Origin of the sequence: Streptomyces sp. NBC_01294 (assembly GCF_035917235.1) — a bacterium.
GTDB classification, from domain to species: Bacteria; Actinomycetota; Actinomycetes; order Streptomycetales; family Streptomycetaceae; genus Streptomyces; species Streptomyces caledonius.
The window spans coordinates 4,671,622-4,693,904 of sequence record NZ_CP108423.1 but is presented as its reverse complement, the minus strand read 5'-3'; the positions used below and the strand labels follow the sequence as shown (position 1 = coordinate 4,693,904).

At 70.4% G+C, this 22,283-nt stretch carries 18 protein-coding genes and 1 tRNA gene; 10 read left to right on the top strand and 9 right to left on the bottom strand.

The features are described 5' to 3' along the window. Window positions 1-464 precede the first annotated feature (464 nt). From OG534_RS21315 to OG534_RS21305, 3 genes are read left to right on the top strand one after another with little or no spacing between them, the layout of a single operon-like run. Entirely contained in the window at window positions 465-941 is a 477-nt protein-coding gene (locus tag OG534_RS21315) for a hypothetical protein (RefSeq protein WP_326589839.1), read from the top strand. A 10-nt stretch (window positions 942-951) separates the two neighbouring features. Further along, window positions 952-2,391, top strand: coding sequence for a hypothetical protein (locus OG534_RS21310; protein ID WP_326589837.1), 1,440 nt, complete (start codon window positions 952-954; stop codon window positions 2,389-2,391). Next, on the top strand, window positions 2,388-2,921 hold the full coding sequence (locus OG534_RS21305; protein ID WP_326589836.1) for a hypothetical protein: 534 nt from the start codon (window positions 2,388-2,390) through the stop codon (window positions 2,919-2,921). Before OG534_RS21310 ends, OG534_RS21305 begins: the two co-directional genes overlap by 4 nt. Before the next feature lie 423 nt (window positions 2,922-3,344). On the opposite strand, the gene OG534_RS21300 is transcribed toward OG534_RS21305, so the two are convergent. Continuing rightward, window positions 3,345-6,785 carry an ATP-binding domain-containing protein gene (locus tag OG534_RS21300; RefSeq protein ID WP_326589834.1) on the bottom strand — a complete coding sequence of 1,147 codons (3,441 nt, stop codon included), beginning with the start codon at window positions 6,783-6,785 and terminating at the stop codon, window positions 3,345-3,347. Window positions 6,786-6,877: 92 nt separating this feature from the next. Continuing rightward, a complete protein-coding gene (locus tag OG534_RS21295) occupies window positions 6,878-7,087 on the bottom strand; it encodes a hypothetical protein (protein WP_326589832.1) in 210 nt (69 codons plus the stop codon). 257 nt (window positions 7,088-7,344) lie between these two features. Between OG534_RS21295 and OG534_RS21290 the strand changes: the two genes are divergently transcribed. The 3 genes from OG534_RS21290 (at window position 7,345) to OG534_RS21280 (ending at window position 9,039) form a co-directional block, all read left to right on the top strand. Beyond that, the gene (locus tag OG534_RS21290; RefSeq protein WP_326589830.1) at window positions 7,345-7,473 is read left to right on the top strand and encodes a hypothetical protein; all 129 of its coding nucleotides are present in this window, start codon (window positions 7,345-7,347) and stop codon (window positions 7,471-7,473) included. 395 nt (window positions 7,474-7,868) lie between these two features. Then, window positions 7,869-7,941: transfer RNA gene (locus OG534_RS21285), tRNA-Arg, on the top strand. Between the two features lie 234 nt (window positions 7,942-8,175). Continuing rightward, window positions 8,176-9,039, top strand: coding sequence for a nitroreductase/quinone reductase family protein (locus tag OG534_RS21280; protein WP_326589828.1), 864 nt, complete (start codon window positions 8,176-8,178; stop codon window positions 9,037-9,039). On the opposite strand, the gene OG534_RS21275 is transcribed toward OG534_RS21280, so the two are convergent. From OG534_RS21275 to OG534_RS21255, 5 genes are all read right to left on the bottom strand, one after another. Then, window positions 8,942-10,249: a HAMP domain-containing sensor histidine kinase gene (locus OG534_RS21275; RefSeq protein WP_326589827.1), complete on the bottom strand. Its 1,308-nt coding sequence runs from the start codon at window positions 10,247-10,249 to the stop codon at window positions 8,942-8,944. The two genes, OG534_RS21280 and OG534_RS21275, sit on opposite strands and share 98 nt — an antisense overlap. A 121-nt stretch (window positions 10,250-10,370) precedes the next feature. Then, window positions 10,371-10,868 (bottom strand): sortase domain-containing protein, encoded by a 498-nt coding sequence (locus OG534_RS21270; protein ID WP_326589825.1) that lies wholly within the window; start codon window positions 10,866-10,868, stop codon window positions 10,371-10,373. Between the two features lie 133 nt (window positions 10,869-11,001). Further along, window positions 11,002-11,205 (bottom strand): hypothetical protein, encoded by a 204-nt coding sequence (locus OG534_RS21265; RefSeq protein ID WP_326589824.1) that lies wholly within the window; start codon window positions 11,203-11,205, stop codon window positions 11,002-11,004. A 99-nt stretch (window positions 11,206-11,304) separates the two neighbouring features. Then, entirely contained in the window at window positions 11,305-13,311 is a 2,007-nt protein-coding gene (locus OG534_RS21260; protein WP_442807116.1) for an MFS transporter, read from the bottom strand. 128 nt (window positions 13,312-13,439) lie between these two features. Beyond that, window positions 13,440-15,347: a D-alanyl-D-alanine carboxypeptidase family protein gene (locus OG534_RS21255; RefSeq protein ID WP_326589822.1), complete on the bottom strand. Its 1,908-nt coding sequence runs from the start codon at window positions 15,345-15,347 to the stop codon at window positions 13,440-13,442. Between the two features lie 1,188 nt (window positions 15,348-16,535). Here OG534_RS21255 and OG534_RS21250 point away from each other — a divergent pair. The 3 genes from OG534_RS21250 to OG534_RS21240 all read left to right on the top strand — a co-directional run bounded on the left by OG534_RS21250 (window position 16,536) and on the right by OG534_RS21240 (window position 18,922). Then, complete coding sequence (locus tag OG534_RS21250) at window positions 16,536-17,270, top strand: GOLPH3/VPS74 family protein (RefSeq protein ID WP_326589821.1); 735 nt, start codon at window positions 16,536-16,538, stop codon at window positions 17,268-17,270. Window positions 17,271-17,627: 357 nt separating this feature from the next. Continuing rightward, a complete protein-coding gene (locus OG534_RS21245; RefSeq protein WP_326589820.1) occupies window positions 17,628-18,512 on the top strand; it encodes a helix-turn-helix domain-containing protein in 885 nt (294 codons plus the stop codon). A 200-nt stretch (window positions 18,513-18,712) separates the two neighbouring features. Next, window positions 18,713-18,922 (top strand): DUF397 domain-containing protein, encoded by a 210-nt coding sequence (locus OG534_RS21240; RefSeq protein ID WP_326589819.1) that lies wholly within the window; start codon window positions 18,713-18,715, stop codon window positions 18,920-18,922. 171 nt (window positions 18,923-19,093) lie between these two features. Here OG534_RS21240 and OG534_RS21235 read toward each other — a convergent pair whose 3' ends face one another. Next, on the bottom strand, window positions 19,094-19,975 hold the full coding sequence (locus OG534_RS21235; protein WP_326589817.1) for a hypothetical protein: 882 nt from the start codon (window positions 19,973-19,975) through the stop codon (window positions 19,094-19,096). A 203-nt stretch (window positions 19,976-20,178) separates the two neighbouring features. Here OG534_RS21235 and OG534_RS21230 point away from each other — a divergent pair, with 203 nt between their 5' ends. Then, window positions 20,179-21,429 (top strand): aminotransferase-like domain-containing protein, encoded by a 1,251-nt coding sequence (locus OG534_RS21230; RefSeq protein WP_442807234.1) that lies wholly within the window; start codon window positions 20,179-20,181, stop codon window positions 21,427-21,429. A 209-nt stretch (window positions 21,430-21,638) separates the two neighbouring features. Here the strand turns inward: OG534_RS21230 and OG534_RS21225 are convergent, their stop codons facing one another. Then, the gene (locus OG534_RS21225) at window positions 21,639-22,133 is read right to left on the bottom strand and encodes a hypothetical protein (protein WP_326589814.1); all 495 of its coding nucleotides are present in this window, start codon (window positions 22,131-22,133) and stop codon (window positions 21,639-21,641) included. Window positions 22,134-22,283: the final 150 nt, after the last annotated feature.

Below are 22,283 nucleotides of genomic sequence, written 5' to 3'. Positions count from 1 at the left end.
CGCAGCTCACAGGGCACGGGACGGCGCCGGCCGAACCGCGCGTCTATCGAGGCGACCTTGAGCAGCCTGATCCGCTAGGCTGTCAGCGGTTCGCGATGACCCCCGCCTTCGTGGGGCTTGACGGAAACCCTAGAAGCCCAGGTCAGAGGCTTACCGCGGAAGCTGCCGAAAACGCTCCGCTCCCCTTCTCGGAACGCTCAGCCCATCGCTGCAGCTCAGAGCCCTATCGCCGACACGGTCGACACCCAGCTCACCGATGGCCGAGACGGCCCTGTCAGCCCGTCTCGGCCATCCGCCATTCAGGGCACCAGGGACAGGGCGCGTCGAGGTTCCGATCCGGGCCGCTGGCCGTCGCCGTCGCCGTCGACCATCGTCATGGCCATGCCGAAGAGCATCCTGTTCATGTGTGAAAGCTGGCTCGCATTACTCCTACCTCGCCTGTCCAATCATGATCAAATAGCGCCATGGTGTGGGACGAATGGGAAAAGGCCAAGGTAGATGTCGCTGGCGAGCGCCAGGTGTCGATGCGCCTCAATCAGCTGACCAGCGGACCTGGTGGTGGGCAGGCCGACCTGGTCGTACACCAGGATGACCTGGGCGAAGTGGGGCATGAGGCTTTCCTGCTGCATGGGCAGCTGCAGAAGCAGGCCGATATCGCTGGCGCCGGTGCCGGTGCCGACGGCTCAGGAAAAGGCTCCACGATGCAGGCCGCAGGATCCTTGAAGGCGGCCGGCTTCTCACTCGGCGGCGAACTGGAGACCACCGTGTCCGTGTGGACCTCTCAGGTGAAGACGGTCCTGCAGGCATGCGCCAACATCTCGAACCACCTGGACTACTCCAAGAAGGCGCACGCCGCGGACGATGAGGCCATCGCGGCCTCGCTCCGCAACCGCGACGGCTCGGCCGTGTCCGTCTCCCGTATCGACGAGTACCTCAAGTAGGGAGCACGGCATGGACTACTCGGACCTCATGGAACTCGACCTCACGAAGCTGGGATCCGCCGTTCAGGACTGGAAGCTCACGGCCGACGCTCTGCAGAGCCTGGGGGGACAGGCGCGCGACGGGGCAAAGGCCAAGGCCGAGAAGGCCCGTTGGGAAGGCGTGAACGCCGGTGTGACGCGCGCCTTCGTCGGCAAGACGGTCAAGGAGATAGAGGACCTCCACACGGAGGCCAAGAGCATCTTCAGCGTCCTCCAGGACGCCCACTCCGAACTGGTGGCCATCCAGCAGCAGGCGAAGAACGTGACCGCCGACGCCAAGGAGGCAGGCTTCAACGTCCGTGTGGGGCAAGGCGGAGCGGTGACGCTCGAGGATGCCCTGGTCTGCGAGGTGGACGGGCCCGGCCAGCGCAAGCAGGACCTCATGCGCTGGTACGCCGACACCCTGAGCGGAGTGGTGAGCCATGCGGCCGAGGTCGATGCCGCTGCCGTACGCGCTTTGCGCGGCAGCCACGGCGCGGATCCGCACAACGCCGGCCATGCGACGTACACCTCCCTCGACCAGGAGATGCTCCCGCGAGCACTGAAACTGGCCGGACTCGGCGAGGAGGCCGACACCAAACAGCGGAAGGAGCTGCAGCGGCTCTGGCAGTCCCTCGGCCCCGAGGCCCGGGCCCAGCTGTGGACCCAGCACCGGGACGACCTCCTGGCGGCCGGCCTGCTCCGGCCTCAGGTCAAGCGGGTCGCCGCGGACGACGGCGCTGGACGGTACGACGTCGAATCGCCAGGCATGTCGGACTACTGGAAACAGATCCAGGCCTACGGCATTTCCAACTCCGGCGACTTCATGGGCAAGACCGACGCGGCCCGGCACATGGATCACTACCTCCAAGGCACCGGCAGAACGCTCGACCTGGACGTCGATCGCATGCTGGCCGACGACCCGGCCCTGAGGGACCAGGTGGCGCGGATCCGCGCCACGGAGCAGGACGAGTGGCGGCGCCAGGCACTGGATGCCTTCGAGAAGTCAGGCGGCAAGCCTGTCGCCATCCCCGTGGAATCCGGCAGCAGCGGATACGAACACGAAAAGGGCCCGGACGGCACAAACAACTGGTACCTAGCCGTAGGCAGCGGCATGACCAACACGACCGGGGTGGTCACCGCCGTCCCCGGACCCGATGGGAAACCGCAGGTCAGCATCGACTACCAGGTCAATGTGTGGGACCGCTACAACTGGGACGGAATCAAGGCCACGCCGATCGGACCGACCACCGTCACCGATGCCGACATGGCCCGCATGCACACGACAGGGCTGGCCAGGGAGTTCGACATGCGAGGAAGCAGCTCGGTGCAGCGGCACGATCTGTCGGCGGGAGGGTCCTGGCCCGCTCCCGAGGACGCGGGGCGGGACGGCACCCGCACGGACATCGGCCGTAACGAGGCGGCCCGATGATCCGCGCGCAACGCCCGGGGCGCGCCCCGGCGCTCGCCGTGGCGGCGGTGGTGCTCGGCGCGCTCGCCGCCGGATGCTCCGGGGCGTCCGGCGGTGGCGGCAGGGAAGGCGGCCGCTCGGCGGACCCGGGGACGTCCAACTGGGTCGAGGGGGCCACCACTGAGTCCGTCGCCCGGACCCTTCACGTGGAGATCCCCTCGACTGCGACCGGTGCCCTCGCGGCGCACCGCAGTGGGTTCCAGGACGACGGGTTGATCCTGTCCTTCGTCCTGCCTGCGGAAGCCGTGGAGCCCTTCCTCACCCAGCTGAAGCCGGAGCAGCCCCTCAGACTGCGCGAGCAGCCCTTCGCCGCCGAGGCAACACCGGCCACGCCGTTCGCACGCCTGGGGCTGCCGGAACCGGATTCGCTTCCCAAGGTCCGGGAGGGGCAGGTGTGCGCTCCCTGCAAGGGCGACCTGAACTGGCTCAAGGTCGCGGTGGCGCAGATCGACGAACGGAGCAGCCGCGTCTACCTGAGAGGGGTCGACTGACGCCCGAAAAAGCCGCGGTGCGGTCTGACACCCAGCCATCCGCGGAGACAGCGGTGTTGCCAGCACACGTCAACCCGGTCGCGCCCGCCACGTGTCTTCATCGTCCGCATCAGCGACACCGAGGGGCGGGCAATCGAGCAGAGTTCACCCACGCACTCTCGATGGGGGCGTCGCAGACCTACGAAGACGGAGGCGGGAGATCCACCCTGAGTGCATCGTCCCGCTGACCACCGGATACATCGAGGAGTGAATTCCCGAGGGCCCCGTTCAGTTCTCGCCTGCGCCTGCTGGAGCAGGGGCAGCAGAAGTAGGTGACACCGCGGGGTTGGGAGTGAAGTCGAGCAGTTCAGACGCCCTGATGAAGCGCTGGCCCCGGCAACCAGGGCCGCAACTCGCAGGCGCTCAGCAAAGAGAGACCGACGGCTACTGGTGATTGCTCACCCCGGAGGAGCCGAAGGCGGTGTGCGCGTTGTCGCCGCCCCAGCCGGTCGGGCTGCGCCAGATGACATTGACACGGAAGACGTCGCGAATCGTGTCTACAGACCAGTCTTCGGCAGGCGGTTCGGAGAGGACAAGGTAGAGACCGTCGGCCGGCGCGGGCAGCGTGTGGTTGATCTCGAGCAGGCGGGTCGCGCCCGATCGCAGGTCCGCATAGGTGGAGCAGCCTGCACCCAGGGCCTCGTAGAGGAAGAGACCGTGCTGGGTGACGCAGCTGACGTCGACCACCGAGGAGTCGGCCGGCTGGAGGTCCGCCCAGAGAAGTGATGCCTTCAGCGCATGACGGACCGCCTCGTGCTTCTTGCACGTACGGTCGGCCCCGGCAGCCGCTTCCAGCGCGCGGAGGAAACCGTCCTTCGTGGTCGCAGCCGGTGTTGCGTCGGCGGTGTCCGCGGTGGTCATCTGCACCTCTTCCTTCTGATCTGGTTGGGTCGGGGCTACGGGGATCGCGCCGTCAGAGTTCGGCTTCGTCGCCATGCTGAAGCGCTCCTGGAGCTCTCGCCGTGCTTCAGCGAGGGGCCCTGCCCAGCCGGAAGCATCCAGCCCCTCCGCGAACCGACCTGCGTCGAAAGTGCCCTCCTTGAGCGCACGGTTGGTCGTCGCGGCAAGGTCTCGAAGAACTCCGAGTCGCTCTCTGTCCGGATCACCGAACAGGTGAAACACGTCGACCCAGTCGGCCTGGTCCCGGCGAAGGATGCGGTTGGCCATGCCCTGGAGTTCGGAGAGGCGGCTGCGGGCCTCGGGAACGTCGCCGTCGCTGCCGGTCAGCTCTCCCAGCACGTCCAGCGCCGCGAGATAGCGCCCCGCCATCCGCTCCGAGACGGGCGACCGGCCACGCTGATCGGCGGTGAGCACCGTCTGACTCGTGTCGTTCGCGAACACCCAGCAGTCCAGCTTGTCACCCCGGCGCGGCGGAACCGATCCTTGGCGGACGGTGAGCACGAGCGGCCGACCGATCACCGGAGACAGCGGCCTGACCTTGTAACGACCGCCAGAGACGTGGCCCACGACCTCGACCCGGACATCGCTGCCGATCCGGGGAAGGCTTTCCGCCGCGCCCGCCGGCCGGACGTCCGGTGCCGCGGGTTCGGAGTCGTCCGCGGATGCGGTGAGCGCCTCCGGCAACGCGGCGGTGTGCAGGACCGTCAGGCTTTGGGTGCTGCGGGTGAGGGCCACGTACAGCTGACGCAGCCCGGCCGGACCACGGTCGGCGATCGTCGCGGGCTCGACGACCAGGACGTGGTCGTACTCCATTCCCTTGGCCTGCGCGGCGGCCAGCACGGACACGGCATCGCGATCGCGCTCGGCGATGTCGCCACCCTCGTGGATCCGGTGGCTGATGGCGTCCAGCCAGTCGGAGTCGTCGGGAACGATGACGGCAACGGAGCGGGGGTTGTTGCCATCGCTGGTGCGCACCAGTCGTGCCACGTGGGCGAAGGTGTCGTCGAGCAACTTCCACGGTTCGGTCGCCACGGTCCGCACGGCATCCACGCCCGCCTCACGGACAGCCTGTGGATAAGGCAGGGACGGCGCGACCACGCGGGCGAGAGGGGCGACGAACTCCATGATCTCGGCGGGGACGCGGTAGCTGGTGGTGAGCTGAGCCACGCTCCAGTCGCCGTGGTCGGAGAGGAGTGCGCCGAGCAGGTCCCAGCTCGTCGGGGTGTGGGCGCCCGTCGCCTGCGCGAGGTCGCCCAGGACGGTCATGGAGCCGCCCACGGCACACCGCCGCCGCAGGGAGCGGGCCTGCATGGGTGTGAGGTCCTGGGCCTCGTCGACAACGATGTGGCCGTATCGCGGCGGGGTCTCGCCGCTGATCAGCACGCGAAGCTCTTCGAGGCAGACGTGGTCGTCGAGGGTCCACGGGTCGGCGTCGGCGCTGGCAGCGCGGGCCCGCAACAGGGCTGCCTGCTCGTCCTCGTCGAGGATGCCGTCGGCGCAGTCCCGCAGGAGGTCGGCCGAGTCGTAGAGGCTACGCAGGGCCTCCCGGGGTCCGGGGGACGGCCAGACACGTTCGACGAGGCGCTCGACCCGGCGGTTGCGTTCCAGGTCGCGGCGGATCGTGCCGGCCTGTCCGCGGCGCGGTGCGACATCGGCGAGCTCTTGGAGCAGCCGGTCGACGAATAGGCCGCGGAAGCGGTCCCGCCGCTCCCGGAAGGGCCCGTCGCCGGCGTGAGCCTGGTCGAGGAGGGCGAGGACCTCGGACTTCGGCACGCGGAGGGTCGTACTGCCGGCGGTGACGACGACCCCGGGCTCGTCGCCCTCGTAGGAGGGGGCGACGGTGAGGGCGTCGAGGGCCTCGGGTCGGTAGTCGCTCTCGACCCGGCGCCGCAGTACGGCCTCCATGCCTTCCCCCGACTTCGCCAGACGCGCCTTCGGGGAGTCCACACCGAGGGTCTCGCCCTCCCACAGTCGTTCCAGCTGGACGGCGTTGACGTCCCGGGTGCCGAGGGTGGGGAGGACCTGGCCGACGTAGTCGAGGAACCGTTGGTGGGGGCCGATGACGAGGATGTCCTGGGCCTTGAAGTGCTCGTTGTTGACGAGCCAGGTCACCCGGTGGAGACCGACCGCCGACTTGCCGGTACCGGGGCCGCCCTGCACGACGAGGATGTCCGAGGGCGAGCCGGTGACCAGCGCCATCTGATCACGGCGGATGGTCTCGACGATGTCCCTCATCCGGCCGCCGCGCGACCGCTGGAGCTCCTGCAGCAGGAAGTCGTCCGGCTGGGGTGCCTTACGCCGCTGCCGTCGTACGACATCGCCGGGCGTGGGGGCCGACGTACGTTCCGGGGCGGGGGACGCGTCCGCCTCCTCCGCCACGCTGTCGTCGGCGGCCTGGCGGGGCACCGGTACGTCGGCGGACTCGGGTACGCCGACGGGCTCGGGTACGGGTACGGGTACGGGTACGGGTACGGGTACGGGTGCCGCCGGGGAGATCTCGTCGAAGTAGCCCTCGACGATGCGCTGTACGCAGCGGAGCTGCCGGCGCAGGACCACCTCGCCCGGGTTCTCGGGCCGGGTCTCGATCCAGGTCTTCGCCTGGGGGCTGGTCCACATCAGGACCACCGGCTCGTGCGAGGCGTCGTGCACGCTACGGCGCCCGATGTACCAGGGACGCGGATCTCCTCCCGGGTCCTCCGGCGCGTCGACGCGGGAGAAGACCAGGGCTTCATCGCCGAGCCCTCCGTAAGCCTCTGCACGAGCCTCCGCTTCGGCCCGGTTGGCGATCCCGTCCTTGCCGCTCGCCGAGGCGGTGGCCGCCGAGGTGCCGCTCAGTTCGGCCAGTTTCGTGGTGTAGCAGTCGTACGCGTGGTCCACCGCCCGCTGCTCGCCGGCGAGGGTCTCGTCCCGAGTGGTGGTGCTCATGTGCGTCCTCCCTGCGGTGCCGGGGGACACCGCCACGGGCATGTGCCCGTACCCCGTGAAACAACTATCAGAAAACGGACGGTGACGAACGATCAGTTGCCGAGTTCCTGGACGAGACCGCCGGCCTCGGCCCGCCAGACCCGCACCTGGTCGTACGTGGGTCCGAGCTCGTACAGGTGGTAGTGGCACCCCAGACTCAGCTGGGACCAGAGGGCCTTCGCCCTCCGGGCCGTTTCGGCCGGCGCGACGGAGTGCAGGAGGAGCAGCTTGGCGCGCCCCGTGGTCCGGGACAGACCGGGCATCACGGCGTCCAGCACCCGGTCGACGCAGAGCTCCAGCGCGGTCCGCAGCGCGAGGCAGGCGCCGCGGTGCCGGCCGGCGGTGGTGGCGTCGGCGAGTTCGCCGTCGAGGAGGCGGTCGGCCGTCAGCAGCAGGCCTTCGACGGACGCGGGAACAGGGGTGCCCCGAGGCCAGCCTCACCCACCAGCTCCTCTATCCCTACCGCGCCGACTCCGAGTCCGTACACAGCCAGTTCGACCAGAGCCTCTGGAACCGCCGCATGATCGCCTACGGCGTCGAGCGACAGAAGATCTTCGTTCTCGGCTTCGCCCTCTCCCAGAACGCCACCAGCCACCAGATCCACCTCGAAGCCCGCAGCAACGCCCAGCAAGAGCTCCGCGTCGCCTGACGTGCCTCAACCCAACGACGGCCGCACCCGCCCCAGGGTGCGGCCGTCGACGCATTTGCACCCCGGCGGGGGCAAGCGGACAGAACGGATGCCTGGGCCGTCCCTCCTCGCCCCCGCAGCGCGCCCTGCCTCCGCGCCCACCACCTCAGCCCCTCAGAACCCCCAGGTCGAGGGCATGCCTTCGGCTCAGACCCGCGCCTGCGGCAATCCATGCGACCACTCCCAGCACGATCCGCTAGGCTGTCAGCGGTCAGACGGCTACCAGGCGCGTGCCGGGGAAAGTGTCCGCGAGGACATCTCCACCCGGGTGTGTGCACGTCATCTGACCAGCATGTTTGTCGAGACAGGTCGCGCGATCCCTCTGCGGATTCCGGCAACGTTTCCGACAAGCCCCCGCCTTCGTAGCTCAGGGGATAGAGCACGGCTCTCCTAAAGCCGGTGTCGCAGGTTCGAATCCTGCCGAGGGCACACCCCCGAGGACCCCCCGCCGTAAACGGCTGGGGGTCCTCGTCGTGTGGGGGTTAGCATGGCGCCCGTGTCGCGTGACGCCGCCTACTGAGATGTGGGCCGGGCGGTGGTCGGGCAGGCACCTGTTGTTGAAGGACCGGGCCCATGGGCATGTACGCCACCGGCTACGGGTGATCTCCCTCGGTTGTTTCGCTGCCATCGCACGCACACACACCGTGAGGAAACCCACACTCCATGTCGTCATTCAATGCAGCATCGTTCAATCAGGTTGTCATCGAAGAGTTCAGGGCGAACGCCGGCCGCGTCGGCGGGCCCTTCGAAGGTTCCGAGCTGATCCTTCTCACCACCACCGGAGCCAGGTCCGGCAAGCCGCACACCGTCCCGCTCGGCTTCGTCCGCGAGGGCGGCACCGGCGGGCACCTGCTCGTCGTCGGGTCCGCGGGCGGGGCCGACCGGCATCCCGCCTGGTACCACAATCTGCTCGCGCGTCCCCTCGTCCAGGTCGAGACCGGGACCGAGGAGTACGAGGCCGTCGCCGTGCCCGCCGAAGGGGCGCGGCGGGACGAGCTGTTCGCACACGTCGTGCGCGAGGAGCCCGGGTACGGGGATTACCAGGCGGGCACCGCGCGGGTGATCCCCGTCGTGGTGCTCCAGCGGACGCACGAGGTCCCCGCCGGGGAGGGCGGGATCGCCGGGAAGCTGCTCGACGTGCACGGCTGGCTGCGGGCCCAGCTGGCCCTCGTACGGGAACTCGTGCGCGAGGAGGAGCCGCGCGGTGGCGGGCCCGCCTCGCTCGGGCTGCAACTGCGCCAGCACTGCCTGGCGTTCTGCCACACGCTGGAGTTCCACCACACGAGCGAGGACGCGGGCCTCTTCCCGTACCTGGAGCAACAGCACCCCCACCTGCGGGAGTTCTTCCGCCGGATCGGCGCCGAGCACCGCGTCATCGCCGGTCTCCAGGAGGAGTTGGCGCGTGCGCTGGACGCGCCGGGCGCCGGGTTCAGCGAGCGGGTGGAGCGGATGAGCCGGGAGCTGGAGGCTCATCTCGACGCCGAGGAGGCGCAGTTGCTCCCGGTGCTGCGGGCTCTGGAAGCGTGACGCGGGCCTCGGCGCCGCCCTCCTCCCGGTTGCGGAAGGCGAGGGTGGCGCCGAGGGCCCGGGCCTGGCCGACGGCGATCGTCAGGCCCAGCCCGTGGCCCTTGCTCGTGCCCTCCGTGCGGAAGCGCTGCGGGCCGGTCGTGAGGAGGTACTCCGGGTAGCCGGGGCCGGCGTCGGTCACGGTCAGGGTCCGGCCGTCCACCGTGATCGTGACGGGGGCCGCGCCGTGGCCGTGCGCGTTGGCGACGAGGTTGCCGAGGATCCGCTCCAGGCGGCGCCGGTCCGTCTCCACCCGCAGGAAGGAGAGCACCTCCAGGCGGGTGTCGGTGCCGGATGCGCGGATCGTGCGCGCCGCCAGGTCCGCCAGGTCGTACGAGTCCAGCTCCACGCGTTCGCAGCGCGTGTCCAGCCGGGAGATCTCCAGCAGGTCCTCGGTCAGCGAGCGCATCGCCTGCACCCGGTCCCGTACGAGCTCGGCCGGGCGGCCCGGCGGCAGGAGCTCGGCGGCCGCGTTCAGGCCGGTCAGCGGGGTGCGGAGCTCGTGCGCGACGTCCGCCGTGAACCGCCGTTCCGCTTCGAGCCTGCGCTGCAGCGAGGCGGCCATGGTGTCCAGGGCCCGGGAGACGGCCGCCACCTCGTCCTTGTTCCGCGGGCTGTCGTCGACCCGGGCGTCCAGGTCGCCGGCGCTGATCCGGCGGGCCACCTGCGCGGTCAGGTGCAGCCGCCGGGTGATCCGGGTGACGACGAACGCGCCGATGAGGAGGGTGCCTCCGATCGCGAGCCCCGAGGAACCGAGGATGGCCCGGTCCAGTTCGGCGATGGTCCGCTCGCCGGCGCGGAAGTCCACGGAGACGGCTATCGCGGAGCCGTGGTCGGCGGGCCCCGCCGCCCACATGGCGGCGCGGCCCCGGTGCTCGCCGACCGCCGTGCCGCGCTTGCCGCCGACGGCCAGGGCGCGCAGCCGCGGGGGCAGGCCCACGGGATCGATGCCCTCGCCGCGCGGCAGGCGCGCGCCGGCCTCGTAGGCCTCGATCGTCCGCTCCAGCTTGGTGAGCGCCTTCTCGCGCGCCGTGCCGACGGTCTGGCGGGTCATGGCGCTGTGCACGAGGCCCCCGAGCAGCGCCGCGAGCCCGCAGCACATGAGGGTGATGAAGACCGTGGCCTTCCAGGTGAGGGTGGAGGTCCAGGCGGGCAGCCGCATCTCTTTCATGGTCCTCGAGGCCCGTCCGTCCTTCGCGTGGGGAGACGCGGATGGTGAGGCGATCAGGTCCCGGTGACCCTCCCCCGACGGGTCACGTTAATGCGCCCCCTTCGGCGGCAGTGCGGCGGGATCATGCCACCGGGTCGGCGTAGAAGATGACGTTGTTGGTGCGGTGCCCGTCCTTCAGCGGGCCGCCGCAGGTCAGCAGGCGCAGCTCGGGGCGGTCGGTGGCCCCGTAGACCTTGCCGGTCGGGAAGTTCCTCTTGTCCACGTCCTCGATCTCGCGGATCTTGAACCTGGCCGTCGTCCCGTCCTCGCGCGGCACCTCGACGAGGTCGCCGAGCCTGATCTTCTTGACGTCCCTCATCAGCGCCGGGCCGTGCCTGGTGTCGAAGTGCGCGACGAGCACGGAGACGCCCTTCTCGCCCGGGGTGACGCCCTGGGTCCACCAGCCGGGACTGTCCGCGTCGGTGTCGGCGTTCGGCACGCCGAGCTCGCCGGATGCCGGGTCCACCGCGAGGTCGACCATCTTCTGCGCGTCCACCCCCGCCGCGTCGATCTTCATGCCGGTCGGCCGCGACCGGGGCAGCGCCGGGACGCGGTCGCTGCTCCCCTGCGAAGACGTCAAGGGCCCACGAAGCACCTGAGGCACGTGAGGCGGGCGAGGTGGACGAGGTGGCTCGGTGGGCGCAGACGCACGAAGCCCTCCCGGCCAGGACCGGAAGGGCTGTGCCACCACGAATGCGCCGTCCCGTGAAGGGTCAGCTCAGGCCACTGCTGCGTTCGCCGATACGGTCGCCCTGCGGAGTGCCGGCCCGCTTGAGCGCGGCCTTCGTGTGCATTCCACCCTTGACCTTGCTGCGTACCGGACCGTCGAAGCCGTGACCCGGAGGGCGCGGCGGCTGTGCCTGCTCCTGCGCCTTCGCGATGGCCGCCCGGACGTCCCACTTCTGCTCTTTGTTCATCCCGTCGTCAACTCCTTCGGGAAGCACCCAATCGGACTACTGGGATCGTATGCATATAAACGGACCAACGCACCCGGACCGACACGTAAAGAATTCGGATCAAGGACGGGGCGGAGCCGGACGGCTCGGCTGCCCCAGGGTCTGGTGCACCAGGTCCTCCGGGCAGGGCGTCCCCCGCGGCAGCTGGTACTTCGCCGCCACCCGGTACTCCCCCGGCGCCGGCGCCAGCAGCTCCGTCCACACGTCGCCGGAATCGTCCGGAGCGGCCTTGAACAGGCATCCCGCCGTGTTCGCGTACTGCTTGCGCAGCGCGCCGCCCTCCCCGCTCCCGCCCCGCGCCTTCGAGGCGAAGGTCTCCTGCGGCGGCGGCACCGGCTTGCCCGCCGCGTCCACCAGCCCCAGCCACGGCGAGTGCGGGATCCGTACCAGCACCCGCCCGGCCTGCTTCACGTCGATGACCAGGCGGTCGGCGCCCGCCCGCGACACGGTGGCCGGTCCGGTGACCAGGTCCGTCGGCTCGTGGACCTTGAACAGCTGCCAGTTCGCGTCGCCCCAGATCTGCTGGAGGTACGGGAGCCCCCCGCGCACCAGCTTCGCCTCGTCCTCACCGCCCGAGTCGGGTTTGTCGGCGGGCAGCACCACGTAGTGCACGGCCCAGCGCTCAAGCCAGGCCCGGTAGCTCTCGGCGGTGAGGGTGTCGTCGTAGAAGAGCGGGTTGCGCTCCAGGTCGGCCTGCCGGTTCCAGCCGCGCGCGAGGTTCACGTACGAGGGGAAGGCGGAGGACTCGCGGTGGCTGCTGGCCGGGACCACCTCGACCCGGCCGCGGTCGGCGCCCGCCTTCTGCAGCCGGTCGACGAGCGGGGCCAGCTCGCGGTTCCAGGCGGCCACCGGGGTGGTGCGGACGATGTCCGTGATGCTGTTGGTGGTGATCCAGGCGTTCAGCCCGACGAAGGCGAGCAGCACCCCGTACCAGCGCCGCGAGCGCGGGACCTCGTACGCGAGGGCCGCGAACAGGACGGCCCCGCCGAACAGCATCACCATCCGGGTGACGTTCGAGCCGACCTGGGAGTCGATCACCCAGGTCAGGAAGACGCCGAGGGCGTAGACGGCCGAGGCGATCCGGACCGTCTTCCACCGCCTCGGGACGAGGAACAGGATCAGCAGCGCGAACACGAACGGCAGCCCGGCCGAGCCCAGCTTCATCGGCTGCGTCCCGGAGAAGGGGAACAGCCAGGAGGACAGCCCGACCACGGCCACCGGCGCCAGCCCCAGCGCGTACGCGCCCGGGCGCCGCCCGCTCAGGAACAGCGCGGCGGCGATCACCCCGAGGAAGAGCCCGGCGACCGGGCTGGCGGCCGTCGCGAGGCCGGCCAGCGGGGCCGCCGCCGCGGCCTTGGCCCAGCGCCGCTCCGCCCACTTGCGGGGCCAGCAGAAGACGACGGCGACCGCGCCGAGCGCGAACATCACGCCGAGGCCGAAGGTGACGCGGCCGGACAGCGCGTTGCACAGCAGCCCGTACACCCCGGCCAGGGCGGGCCACAGCGGCTCGCGCACGGCGCCGCGGCAGCGGGTCAGGATCATCGCCAGCAGGCCGGCCGAGACGGTGCCCGCGATCATCATCGTGGTCCGGACGCCGAGCATGTGCATGAGGTACGGCGAGACCACGCTGTACGAGACGGGGTGCATGCCGCCGTACCAGGCGAGGTTGTACGCCGAATCGGGGTGCCGGCCGACGAACTCGGCCCAGGCGTCCTGCGCGGCCAGGTCGCCGCCGCTGTTGGCGAAGCTGAAGAACCAGAACACGTGCAGCAGGCCGGCGAGGACGGTCGCGACGGCCACCGGATGGCGCCGGGCCCGGTCCAGGCCGGCCCGGAAGAGGCCGCGGGGCCATATGCCGCCGGGAGCGGGGGCGGGGGTGGGCGCGGGGGCAGTGTCGGAGGCAGGGGCGGCGGTCGGTGTGGAGGTCGGTGTGGAGGTCGGTGTGGAGGCGGTCGGCGTGGCGGCCGGGCGCTCGGGGGTCCCGGAGCCGCCGCCTTCGCCGTTGCCGTCACCGGCGGCCGGCGGTACGGCTTCCGGGCGCCGGCCCTGCTGCTCAGCGGTGGTCACTGCCACACTCCCCAACACGTCAGTCCACACCCACACCCACACCCACACCCGCACACATCCCGGGTGCCAAGACGCGCCCCGGCGCCCCGGGGTTGCCCGGGGCGCCGGAACCACGCTCTCACCGGATGTCAGCCGATGCGCGTCAGCTTGCTGCCGATCCCCGGCGCGGCCAGGTCGCTCTGCAGCGCCACCGGCACCTTGACCTGGCTCGCACCCTCGCCGACGGTCAGCACACCGACCTCGGTGCCGGCCTTCGCGGTCTGCGGCAGCTTGCCGCCGCCGTTCGCGAGCTTGACGTCGACGGTCAGCGAGGCCCAGCCGACCGCCTGCACGTCGGCGGTGGCCACGACCGGCGTCCGGTTGCCGAGGCCGTCGTCCACGTAGCCCACGACCTGGCCCTTCTTCACGACGGTCGCGCCTTCGAGGGCCTTCTGGGTGGCGAGCATGAGCTGCTTGCTCGCGGCGATGACGGTGTCGATGATCGGCGCCTTGTGCTGGCCGAGGACGGCCCCGACGATCAGCTGGTTGGTGTTGCCGATCTTCTTCTGCGCGGCGAAGAGGAGGTTTCCACCGGCCTTCGTCGTCGTACCGGTCTTGATGCCGAGCGAGTCGTTGTACGGAACCAGGCGGTTCCAGTTCGGCCAGTTCTTGCCGGACGGGTCGACCCAGCTGGGCTTCTTGGTGATGTCGAGCAGCGTCTCCATCTCCACGAGCTTCAGGCCCAGCTTCACCTGGTCCTCGGCGGTGCTGACCGTGGTCGCGTCCAGACCCGAGGGGTCCGTGTACGTGGTCTTGGTCATGCCGAGTTCCTTGGCGGTGTCGTTCATCTTCTTGACGAACGCCTCCTGGGAACCGGCGTCCCAGCGCGCGAGCAGCCGCGCGATGTTGTTGGCCGACGGGATCATGAGGGCGGCGATCGCGTCGTACTCCGAGATCTTCTCGCCCTCCTTGACCGTGTCGAGGGTGGACTCGTTGTTGACCGAGTCGTTCTTCTTGCCCTCGGTCTCGGCCGTCTTGTCGATGTCGATCATCGCGCCCTGCTCACCCTTCTTGATGGGGTGGTCGCGCAGGATGATGTACGCCGTCATCGACTTGGTGACGCTGGCGATCGGCACGGGCTTCTGCTCGCCGGACTGGCCGAGCGTGCCGAGGCCGGCTGCGGCCATGTAGGCCTGGCCCTCGGAGGGCCAGGGCAGCTGGGGCTTGGAGCCCTCGAAGGTGTACGAGGACGTCGCGGTCATGACGAGCTTCGGCTCGGGCAGCGGGCGCACCAGCTGCACGACGGCCAGGATGATCGCCAGGAGCGCGACGAGCGGGGCGTAGATCTTGAACCGCCGGACGGCCGTGCGCATCGGGCTCGGCGGCGGGGGCGGGTTGTTCGTGAGGTCCGCCAGCATGTCGAGCGGCGGCTTGGGCGGCAGGGGCTGCTGGGTGGTCCGCTCGGAGCGCGCGAGCCGCTCGGCGGCGGACACGGACGCCGAGGGGGCGGCGGGGGCAGCCGGGGCGGGAGGGGCCGGAGGGCCGGCAGGGGCCGGAGCCTTCGGAGGGAGCTGGCCGGCCTGGGGCCTGGACGAGCCGCCCTGCGGACGCAGGGGCACGAAAGTGCTGCCCTTGGGGGGCGCGGGCGTCGTCGACTTGGCGGCATCCGGCGCGGCGCCCGATGACGGGGCGGTCGGCGGCTTCACGGCGTCCGGCTTGGCGGCGTCCCGCCTGAAGGCGTCCGGCTTGGCGGCGTCCGGCTTCACGGCGCGGAAGACGGCCGTGCGCTCGCTGTCGGCCGCCTCCTCGGTCGCGGGGGCGGGCGCGGGCTTCGGGGCCCGGAAGACGGCGGTGCTCTCGCTGTCCGCAGGCCGCTCGGCCGCGGGCCGCGGCTCACGGGCCGGGGCCGCGGCAGGGCCGGAAGCGGAACCCGGCTTCACGGCACGGAACACGGCCGTGCGCTCGCTGTCCGCCGGCTCCTCGGCCGCGGGCTCGGGCTCACGGACCGGCGCCGCGGCGGGGGTCGAAGCGGAACCCGGCTTCACGGCACGGAACACGGCCGTGCGCTCGCTGTCCGCGGGCTCGTCGGCCGCGGGAGCGGACTTCGGCTTCTCCGCGGCAGGAGCCGAAGGCTTCGCGCCGGCAGCTGCGGCCGACGTAGAAGCGGAATCAAACCGGGGGGCACGGAAGACCGCAGTGCGCTCACTGTCAGCAGGCCCCGAAGCCGCGGGAACAGGCTTCGAATCCTCCGCAGCGGGAGCCGAAGGCTTCGCGCCGGCAGCTGCGGCCGACGTAGAAGCGGAATCAAACCGGGGGGCACGGAAGACGGCAGTGCGCTCACTGTCAGCAGGCGCCGAAGCCGCAGGAGCAGGCTTCGGCTCCTCCGCGGCAGAAGCCGCGGACTTCGCGTCGGCAGCCGGGTCGGACGTAGAACCGGAATCGAACTTCGGCGCACGGAAGACCGCAGTGCGCGCGCCGCCCGCAGGCTTCGCCTCGCCTGCCGAGGCCGGGGCGGGGGCCGACTCGGAAGCGGAACCGGAAGTAGAACCGGAATCCGAATCTGAATCCGAGTCCGCATCCGCCTGTTCGGCGCGAGCACCCGAAGCGGCGGCGCCCGTCGGCGCGGCATCCGGCTTGCGCCCGCGGTCCGCGGGCTTCACGTCGGCGGCGGACTCATCCGCGTCCACAGAAACGGAATCCGTGTCCGCGGCTACGGAATCCGTGTCCGCGGCTTCGCCCGACGCGGAATCGGCGTCCGACCGCGCGGATTCGTCGGTCGTGGCCACCCAGGCCGCCACCGCCTCCCGCAGCGGATCCCGCCGACCGGCCTCGGCCTCGGCCTCGACGGCAGCTTCGGCTGCGGTCTCCGCCGCGGCACCCGCTTCGCCGGCGTCGGAATCGACATCGGCATCGGCATCGGCGCCGGCATCGACGGCCTTGGCCCCGCCCTCGGGTTCCCTCGGCCGGAACACCGACAGCCTCGGATCATGCTCCGCGGACGACTCCGCCGCCCCCGGCGCTCCTGCATCTACCGACTTGTCGGGGGACTCGCCCGCCACCGTTCCTCCTCCATCGCCGCCACGTTCGGCTGTCCGAATGTCTAACAGTGTCCCGTCTCGGGAGCATCGCCCCCGTGCTAGACGAGAACGACATAGCTGCGGGTTCCCCCACAAAGCGGCCACGCGCTCTCGACAGATGAATGTGAGAGGCGTCACCCTGTCACTCATCCACGCGGGGAGGCATGGATGGGCAGGAGCCGCAGAACAATTCCGGAGGAGCTTCTACTGCTCGCCTTGGACCCGGCCACGGGTACCACGGCGCAGCCGCAGTCGCTCGACCTCGGCCTGGCCGGGGCACAGCTAGTGGAGCTGGCTCTGGCAGGACGGATAGCCCCTGATGGGGATCGTATCGCCGTGGTGATGCCACGGCCGACAGGAGATCCGACTCTGGACTCCGCACTGGAACTGCTGCGCAGGCGCGGCAGCCCGGTACGGGCCGTCCACTGGATCGGCGGACCCCGGTTGGGGCTCCGTCAGATTTACCTCGCTCATCTGGAGCGCTGCGGCATGGTCCATGCCGTCGCGGGTCAGATGTGCGGAGTGTTGCCGACAACTCGCTACCAGGCGACGGACACGGAGATCAGCCGGGAGATCCGAGCCCGGCTCGACAGTGCGATCCGCACCGGCGTACCGCCGGACCCGCGGACCGCGGCGCTTGCCGCACTGGCCCACGCGGTCGGACTCGGCAAGCACCTGTACCCCGGCAACGAGGGGCGGTCGTCCAGGTCCCGGCTGCGGGACCTGATCCGGCACGACCCGATGGGCGGACTCGTGGCGCATGCCGTGATGGACGTCCAGAACGGTGTGGCGGTACAGCCGCGCCGTGACCGCGCACCGGCACCGCCGGGCCGGGCCACGGCGAGCAGTGTCCCGCTGCAGCCGCGCCGGACGGGTGCGATGGCCCGCGCGGCCGCGCACTGATCCACCCGCAGTGGCAGGCCCGGATCCCCGGGGTCCCGGATCCCGGATTTCCGGGTCCTCGGATCCCCGGGTCCCCGGGTCCGCACCGCTCCACCGCACCACATCTCCGTCCCGTTCCACCGCAATACAGCGCAACACATCGCAACGCCATCGCCGGGACCGACGTCCGCAAAGACCCGGTTCGGGAGCCGCCAGCGCGCGGGGTGGCGGGGCCGGTTCGCCGACCCCGCCACCCCGCGCGTCTGTTTTCCCGGCCGTTCCCCAGCGGCGCCGCCCGCTTCGGTGGCAGTCTGCTCAACACCAGACACGCAGAGAGACAGCTGCTGCACGACAGAAGAAGGCGGAGGTGCCGTTCACGTGGCGTCCAATGTCAATCCCACCGTCCGACGCCGCCGACTGGGCATGGAGTTGCGCAAGCTCCGCGAGGACAAGGGCATGACGGCCGAACAGGTCGCCGAGCGCCTCCTCGTCTCCCAGTCGAAGATCAGCCGGCTGGAGAACGGCCGCCGTTCCATCAGCCAGCGCGACGTCCGCGACCTGTGCGACGTGTACGAGGTCGAGGACCGCCGGCTCATCGACTCCCTCATGCAGATGGCGAAGGACTCCCGCCAGCAGGGCTGGTGGCACGCCTTCGGCGACATCCCGTACAGCGTCTACATCGGCCTGGAGACGGACGCCGCCAGCCTGCGCACCTACGAGCCCCTGGTGATCCCCGGGCTGCTCCAGACCACGGAGTACGCGCAGGCCCTCGTCCGCGGTGCGTGGCCGGAGACCGCCCCGGCCGACGTGGACAAACGGGTCCAGGTGCGCATGCACCGGCAGAAGCGGCTCTCGGAGACGGAGAACAACAACCCGGAGCTCGGACCGCTGCGCCTGTGGGCGGTCATCGACGAGGCGGCGCTGTGCCGGCGGGTGGGCGACTCCCAGTTGATGATCCGGCAGCTCGAGTACTTGATAGAGCAGTCGGAGCAGCCGCACGTCACCGTGCAGGTGATGCCCTTCTCGCTGGGCGCGCATCCGGGCGTCAACGGCCAGTACGCGATCCTGGAGTTCCCGGACGCGTCCGACTCGACGGTCGTCTACATCGAGGGCGTGACGAGCGACCTGTACCTGGAGAAGGCCAACGACGTCCAGAAGTACAGCGTGATGTACGAGCACCTGCGCGCGCAGGCCCTCAACGTCGACGACACCCGTCAGTTCATCTCCGACACCATCAAGAAATATCAGGACAGGGGCGAATAAGCCCGTGATGCACGGGGCCGGAAGCGAAGGGGTCGGTACGGTACACCGTCACTCCCCAGCCACAGAAGGCCTGAACGGAATATGCCACTCGGTCGGGTGAATGCCCACTTCACCTATCAGGAGCTGCGGGTAGCGTCGATCAGGTCAGCCGGAGCAATGGCCGACAAGACACCGGAACTACTCGCTCACCGGAGAGAAACATGGCTATTCGTCAGGGCGCCACGGCCAACTGGATCAAGTCCTCCTACTCTGCCAACGGCGCCTGCGTCGAGGTCAAGTCCCCCGCCGTGGAGGCCATCGCCGTCCGCGACTCGAAGGTGCAGGACGGTCCGTCCCTCACCTTCGCGCCCGGCTCCTGGACCTCGTTCGTCGCCGACGTCACCGAGGGCCGGCTGGGACGCCTCGTCTGAAGATCACGACACGTCCCAACCGTCTCGCCCTCATATCGATCTGCACCACCTGTACCGCCAGCATCACCTGCACCACCTGCACCACTGACTAGAGCCCTCTCGACCGGTCCGCCGTCTTGGCCGAGGGGGCTCGGCCATGTCCGCGTACGGCCGGGTTGGCCGTCGGCCCCCTCAGCGCAGTTGGTCGACGTAGCGGTCGGTCCCCGGCACCGTCGGGATGAACGGCGCCACCAACTCCACCCGCCCCAGCCCCGCCTCCGCGACCTCGGTGTCCAGCCCCTGGAACCGGTCCCAGCAGGTCCGGGGGTCCTCCTGGAGGAACCACAGCAGCGTGAGACGGGTGTCGACCCCCTCGACCTGCTTGACGTACGTCATCCGGTCACCGGGCAGCGGGGTGGGCCGGAAGACCGTCACCATCGCGGCCGGGGAACCGTGCAGCCGCTTCGGCAGGGCGCGTGAGCGCAGCCACTCCAGCAGCTCCGCCCGCTGCTCGGGTCCGTCGGCGTCGACGACCTGGACCACCAGACCGGCGTACGGGTGGTCGAGGGCGTGGAAGTCCCGCGGGCCGGCGGCGCCGTCGCGGTAGACGGTGGCCGCGTGGTCCTGGAACGACGTGAAGACGTGGGTGCGGTCCTGGTAGACCCGCCCGTCGCGGTTCAGGCGCTTGTTGATGCCGACGGTCCACTTCATGTGCTCGTCGTAGCGGCCCTCGGTGACCCAGTACGTCGATATGTAGCAGCCGGCGGTGACCGGCTGGGCGACGGCCGACTTCTCGGGGTAGCGCAGCTCTTGGAGCTCGCGGGTGGCCACCCAGCGGCGGCCCGCGTACATCCAGGGCATGGCCATGGCGCCGGCGTAGTAGTGGTCGTCCTCGTACCAGCGGTTGTACGCGTACTCGTGGCCCGGGTGCGGTTCCACCATGGTGATCAGCGCGTGGCCGGGGCGGACGCCGTAGGGGCCTACGGCCGCGAGCTCGGCGTAGTCGTCGACGCGGGTGTCGCGCGGCGGGTTCTGCCGGGGGGCCTGCTGGGGGCTCTGCTCTCCTGTCGTCATGGGAACGGTCTAGCTGATGTGGCGTCAGATCGGGAGGGGTCGGGAAGGACGGGAAGGAACAGGCGGGAAGGAACAGGCGGGCCGGGTCAACGGCGGGCCGGACGGCGAGAGCGGGCGGCGAGGGCCCCGTCCCACCACCCGATATATAGATGCCGTCTACAACCACACATCGCTACGATGCGCGCACCCGTCTCCCGGAGGAGCTGCCCGTGTCCGCCGCTGCCGCTGCCGATGCCGCCACCGCCAAGGCCCTTGCGCCGCCGCCCGCGTTCGCCGCCCGCGCCACCTCGGTGGAGGGCTCCCCCGTACGCGAGATCCTCGCGCTCACCCAACGCCCCGGGATCATCTCCTTCGCCGGCGGCCTCCCCGCGCCCGAACTCTTCGACACCGAGGGCCTGCGGGCCTCGTACGACGCCGCGTTCGCCGTGTCGGCGCGGCGCGCGCTCCAGTACTCGACCACCGAGGGCGTGCCGGAACTCCGCGAGGCCGTCGCGGCCCGGGCAAAGGCCCGCGGCCTGCCGACGGACGCGGACGACGTCCTCATCACCTCGGGCTCCCAGCAGGCCCTCACCCTCATCACCGCCACCCTGATCGAGCCCGGGGACGTGGTGCTGGTCGAGAATCCCACCTACCTGGCGGCGCTCCAGTGCTTCGGGCTGGCGGGGGCGCGGGTGGTGCCCGTGCCCTGCGACGAGCAGGGCATCCTCCCGGACGCGCTGGCGGACCTCGTCGCGCGGGAGCGGCCGAAGCTGCTCTACACCGTCCCCACCTTCCAGAACCCGACGGGACGCACCCTGCCGGCCGCCCGCCGGGCGGCGGTGGCGGAGACGGCCGCGCGCCTCGGGCTGTGGCTGGTGGAGGACGACCCGTACGGCGAGCTCCGCTACGAGGGCTCCCACGTCCCGTGGCTCGCGGCGCAACCGGGCGCGGAGGACCGTACGGCCCTGCTCGGCAGCTTCTCGAAGATCATGGCGCCGGGGCTGCGGCTGGGCTGGCTCCGGGCGCCGGCGGCGCTGCGCCGGGCCGCGGTGGTCGCGAAGCAGGCGGCGGACCTCCACACGTCCACGGTGGACCAGCTGGCCGCGGCGCACTACCTCGCGACGGTGGACCTGGACGCCCACATAGCCACGGTGCGCGCGGCGTACCGCGAACGCCGGGACGCCCTGCAGAAGGCCCTGAGCCGGACCCTCTCGGCGGACTGCGAGTGGAACCTGCCCGCGGGCGGCATGTTCGTCTGGGCCCGCCTCCCCGAGGACCACGACGCGACGGCCCTCCTCAAGACGGCCGTGGCCCACGACGTCGCCTTCGTCCCGGGAGCCCCCTTCTACACGGGCCCTCCGGACCCCCGAACCCTCCGCCTGTCCTTCACGACGCACACCCCGCCCGAAATCACCGAGGGCGTATCCCGCCTGGGCCGCGCGCTGCAGGAGTACGGGGGTCGACAAGGAACATGACGGGGTGACAGGAGGGGGTGAGGGCGGGCAGCACTGCCCGACCACCCTGACCACCCTGACCACCCTCCGAGCTCTGCTCTGACTGATGCGATGCGAGCTGCACCAAGTGGGGAATACGTCGACTGCACGGAGATATCCAACTTCATCGCGCGGCACGCATCCGGTGAGGGGAAAGTCGTTCACCGTGGTTGCTGTGGCGCCTTGCTTGCTCAGCTGAACCCGATCTCGGTAAAGCAGCAGCCTCCGCGCTCGGCGTTGGACAGGACCTGGGTAGCGGTGAGTCGTGGGACATGCCGGAAGTACTGCCGGAAGCCCGACGCGCGGAACTTCAGGTCGAAGGCGTGACCCTGAATGTGCCATTGCGGCAGGTCCTGCCTGCCGTCGTCCGGCACCAACCGGTGCACGTCGTCGATCTCCAGCTCCGGGGACGTGTCCTTGAACCCGAGTTCCCCCTCAAGGGCCCAAACGTCTTCGAAGACGAGCGTCGCAGGGGAGACCCAGAAGGAGAAACTCTTCGCGGGCCGCACTGGGTGGACCCAGCGGACGATGTAGTCGAGGTCGAGCAGCAGACGCGGCGGGATGTCGTCGGTCTGTTGCACGTACAGGCCGTGGATGGTGGTGTCGTGCCACCCCATCTCCTCGAAGTCGGTGTCACTCCAGACACTCTTGGAGAGGCCCGATTCTTGGTGGTTGCCGCTGCTCATGCCCCTATCCAACCAGGCCACCCGCTGGGAGCCCGTCACTGATCAGAGCTGTACATCGTCAGCGGGCGCTGGCCCTGTCGTGTTGCCGGCCGGCCTCGGGTGAGCCGGCGGACCATGATGCCGATCACTGCCCAGCGGATCAGGGTCCGG